General features: G+C 67.7%; 5 protein-coding genes and 2 pseudogenes. 4 read left to right on the top strand and 3 right to left on the bottom strand.

What is annotated here, in order from left to right; all coding sequences use genetic code 11:
* Positions 1–406 (top strand): annotated as a pseudogene (locus AB0J09_RS61125) (formate hydrogenase); the annotation flags it as partial.
* A gap of 60 nt (positions 407–466) precedes the next feature.
* Here the strand turns inward: AB0J09_RS61125 and AB0J09_RS61120 are convergent.
* Both AB0J09_RS61120 and AB0J09_RS61115 read right to left on the bottom strand, forming a co-directional pair.
* Positions 467–889 (bottom strand): pyridoxamine 5'-phosphate oxidase family protein, encoded by a 423-nt coding sequence (locus AB0J09_RS61120; protein ID WP_360713194.1) that lies wholly within the window; start codon positions 887–889, stop codon positions 467–469.
* A gap of 5 nt (positions 890–894) precedes the next feature.
* Positions 895–1,347, bottom strand: a complete 453-nt coding sequence (locus AB0J09_RS61115; RefSeq protein ID WP_360713192.1) for a pyridoxamine 5'-phosphate oxidase family protein — start codon at positions 1,345–1,347, stop codon at positions 895–897.
* A 200-nt stretch (positions 1,348–1,547) separates the two neighbouring features.
* Here AB0J09_RS61115 and AB0J09_RS61110 point away from each other — a divergent pair, with 200 nt between their 5' ends.
* The 3 genes from AB0J09_RS61110 to AB0J09_RS61100 all read left to right on the top strand — a co-directional run bounded on the left by AB0J09_RS61110 (position 1,548) and on the right by AB0J09_RS61100 (position 2,740).
* Positions 1,548–1,697 (top strand): hypothetical protein, encoded by a 150-nt coding sequence (locus AB0J09_RS61110; RefSeq protein WP_360713190.1) that lies wholly within the window; start codon positions 1,548–1,550, stop codon positions 1,695–1,697.
* A gap of 109 nt (positions 1,698–1,806) precedes the next feature.
* Entirely contained in the window at positions 1,807–2,022 is a 216-nt protein-coding gene (locus tag AB0J09_RS61105) for a VOC family protein (protein ID WP_360713188.1), read from the top strand.
* A 52-nt stretch (positions 2,023–2,074) separates the two neighbouring features.
* On the top strand, positions 2,075–2,740 hold the full coding sequence (locus AB0J09_RS61100) for an SRPBCC family protein (RefSeq protein ID WP_360713187.1): 666 nt from the start codon (positions 2,075–2,077) through the stop codon (positions 2,738–2,740).
* Here the strand turns inward: AB0J09_RS61100 and AB0J09_RS61095 are convergent.
* A pseudogene (locus AB0J09_RS61095) lies at positions 2,706–2,942 on the bottom strand (DNA-binding transcriptional regulator); the annotation flags it as partial. The gene AB0J09_RS61100 and the pseudogene AB0J09_RS61095 overlap by 35 nt on opposite strands.

Below are 2,942 nucleotides of genomic sequence, written 5' to 3'. Positions count from 1 at the left end.
CCTGGACCTCGACGCCCGCCGCGACCACCCCTTCACCGACCTCGGCGACTTCACCCCGGCCCACCGCACCGGCGGGGACGTGCTGGCCCGCTTCCAGATCCGGGCCGAGGAGATCGCCACCTCCATCGCCCTGATCACTCATCTGGTCGACGACCCCACGGCGCCGGCGGATTCACCTCCGGCCGAGGGATCTTCCTCGGGCGTGGGACTCGTCGAGGGCTGGCGCGGCACGATCGCCCACCGCATCGAGCTCGCCCCCGGCGGGACTCTCACCCGCGTGAAGATCGCCGATCCGTCCTTCTTCAATTGGCCCGCTCTTCCGGTAGCGCTCAACAGCGCGATCGTCCCCGACTTCCCCTTGGTCAACAAGAGCTTCAACCTGTCCTACGCCGGCAACGACCTCTGACGGCAGAGTGCGCAAGCACGCGAGCCCGCCCGCCAAGGTCGCCGCCGCCCCGTGGCTCGATCACGATGAGGCAGTCTCGTGAGAGACCAGCTCGATACCGGTAATGATCTCAGGCTTGATCCGGATCACGTAGTCCATCTGCTGGTTGACCCAGGCGCGCAGCAGCCGCTGATATCGGGCGATCTCGCCCGGATCCTTCACCAGTTCCGCGGTTCCCTTGACGATGACGCTCCAGCCAAGGTGATTGATCGGATCGATGTCGTCGGCCTCGTAGGCGACCACGGTTACCAGGCCGTGGATAGACGAGACCACGGCCGCTCCGATGTGACTGCGAACGATCACCTGCCCGTTGTCCAGGAGGTGGTTGACCGGTCGGATGTCCGGCAGGGCCTGGTAGGAGAAGACCAGCCGTCCCAGCGACACCGCACCCAACCGCTCCAGCGCCTCAGCCTGCGACAGCGGCCTGATGACCCGTTCGCCCATGCTCATCACGGCGCGCCCGATCCGGCGGCGACCTGGAAGCCGGTAACCAGCTCCGGCCGCAGCCGTACCACCACGTCGACCAGCTCACCAGGCCAGGCCTGCAGCCTGACCCGAGCCTGCGCCAACTCCTGCGGATCCTCCACCAGCCCGGCCCGCCCGGTCAGCACCACACTCCAACCCAACCGGGTGGCCGCATCCAGCAAATCCGCCTCGTACACCACGCCGGAGACCCGCCGCAGCAGTGCGGCGATCTCCGGCTCGTACGGCAGTCCGATCAGCAAGCCGTCGCCGTCCATGACGTGAGCGACGATCCGAAGGGCCGGCATCGCCCGGCTGATGAACACGATCCTGCCGAAGGTGACATTCCCCAGAAGCCGCAGTGCCTCATCGCGAGACAGTTCCCTGCTCACCGGTGCGGGCGGCGTTGCCTGCTCTTGCACGGCTCCACGATTGCGCACGCACGGCACCTCCGGTAGGGGACCAAAGTCCCTACCGGGACCTTTCCCCGCAGCGGCGCAAGGTGATACAAGCACTCACCCTCAGACCAGAGCTAGAGGACTTTGCATTACCTGTCACACATGCCGCGCCGGGACCACGTTCGCCCAGGCCAGGCCGGCTCATTAGTGTTATCTGTCACAGCGTCCCTGGGAGGTTCGTGATGCCGGTCGTCGCCTTCCCCGGCGCGTCCGGCCCACGCAGTCTCCGGCGGCCCTGCCAGCGAGCTGGCCACCTTCCCCCGGAGTTCGTCGCCGAGTTCACCCGCCACCTGGCTGGCCACCGCATCGTGCTCCTCGACGGCAAGCTCTGACCACCAAGCGTGCGCGGACCGCATGGGCAACCAGAAGATCGCCGCTCAGCCGCGGGTGCATCCGGACGCGGTGTCGAAATGACGTCATCGGTTACGGCTGGACGGCTTGATGGACGAGGAACGGTCGGGCCGGCCGCCGTCGATCACGCTGGAGCAGGTCGAACAGGTCGAGGTCGCGGTTCTCGCCCGTTGGTCCTCGCGCGAGGCGGCTCAGCACGCACGTGATCGGATCCGGGCCTTCGGCGCGAGTGAAGTGCGGTGCTTCGACGCCTGGGTCGTGCTGGCCGACCCCGAGGGCAACCAGTTCTGCGTCGTCGCCGCATAGACGCACTCGCCAACGCGCGACACCAGTCCCCACCACTACAGAAGAGACAGATATGGCCTCCGTGCACAAACAGATCATCATCGATGCCGACCCCGCGGCCGTGTGGGCGATCATCAGTGACTTCACCGACGGCCCCATCGGGATGGCGCCGGGCTTCGTCACCGACAGCCGGCTCGACGGACCGGACGTCAGGGTCGTCACGTTCGCCGACGGAATGGTGCTGCGGGAGCGGCTCATCGCGCTCGACGATGAGCTGCGCCGGCTCGTCTTCTCGGTCATCGGCGGCACCATGCAGCCGGCACACGACAACGCCTCGATGCAGGTCGTCCCGCACGGGGACGGCCGCAGCCGGTTCGTATGGATCCACGACGTGCGACCGGACGACCTCACCATCCCGATGGGCGCCGGAATGGACCACGGCCTGAGCATCTCAAGCAGACGGTGGAGTCCTCCAGCGAGCACCTCGGCTAGGTCAGCCGCGTCATTGCTGGTCGCGTCCTCCCCTCGCCGTGAGGACTGTGACCAGCTGCGTGACCGGACGGGGCTGCCCCACCATTCGGCGGCAGGCCGCTCTTGCCTGCTTCGGCGACCAGCCGCCCCGTCAACTCGTGGCCGGTTTCCCGATGGCTTCCGGAGCCGGGCGGGGAGGCCGGCGGTGTTGTGGTCATTCGGCGAGCGGGCGCTCACCCGGTCCGATCACCTGGTGCAGACGAGGTGATCGCGCGGATGTATCGGTGGACGAGACGGCGCAGGTGGGTGAGGAGTTCCGGCGGACCGGTGACGTCGAAGTCCGCGCCGAGCAGGCCCAGATGGACGGCGAGGGTCTCGACGGTGTCCGCGCCGGTGTGCAGGACGCAGGTGCGGTCGTCGAGGCGTTCGACCGTGCCGGCCGCAGGGCCGATGCGATCGGCGATGACCTC

This window comes from Nonomuraea sp. NPDC049784 (assembly GCF_040659615.1).
GTDB lineage: Bacteria > Actinomycetota > Actinomycetes > Streptosporangiales > Streptosporangiaceae > Nonomuraea.
The sequence above is the reverse complement of the archived record's forward strand: the minus strand, read 5'-3'. Positions and strand labels throughout refer to the sequence as shown.

Excerpts from the sequence above, each read along its gene's own strand:
- AB0J09_RS61105 (WP_360713188.1), top strand. The coding sequence starts at position 1,807 with ATGGACGAGGAACGGTCGGGCCGGCCGCCGTCGATCACGCTGGAGCAG.
- AB0J09_RS61100 (WP_360713187.1), top strand. The coding sequence starts at position 2,075 with ATGGCCTCCGTGCACAAACAGATCATCATCGATGCCGACCCCGCGGCC.
- AB0J09_RS61110 (WP_360713190.1), top strand. The coding sequence starts at position 1,548 with ATGCCGGTCGTCGCCTTCCCCGGCGCGTCCGGCCCACGCAGTCTCCGG.
- AB0J09_RS61120 (WP_360713194.1), bottom strand. The coding sequence starts at position 889 with ATGGGCGAACGGGTCATCAGGCCGCTGTCGCAGGCTGAGGCGCTGGAG.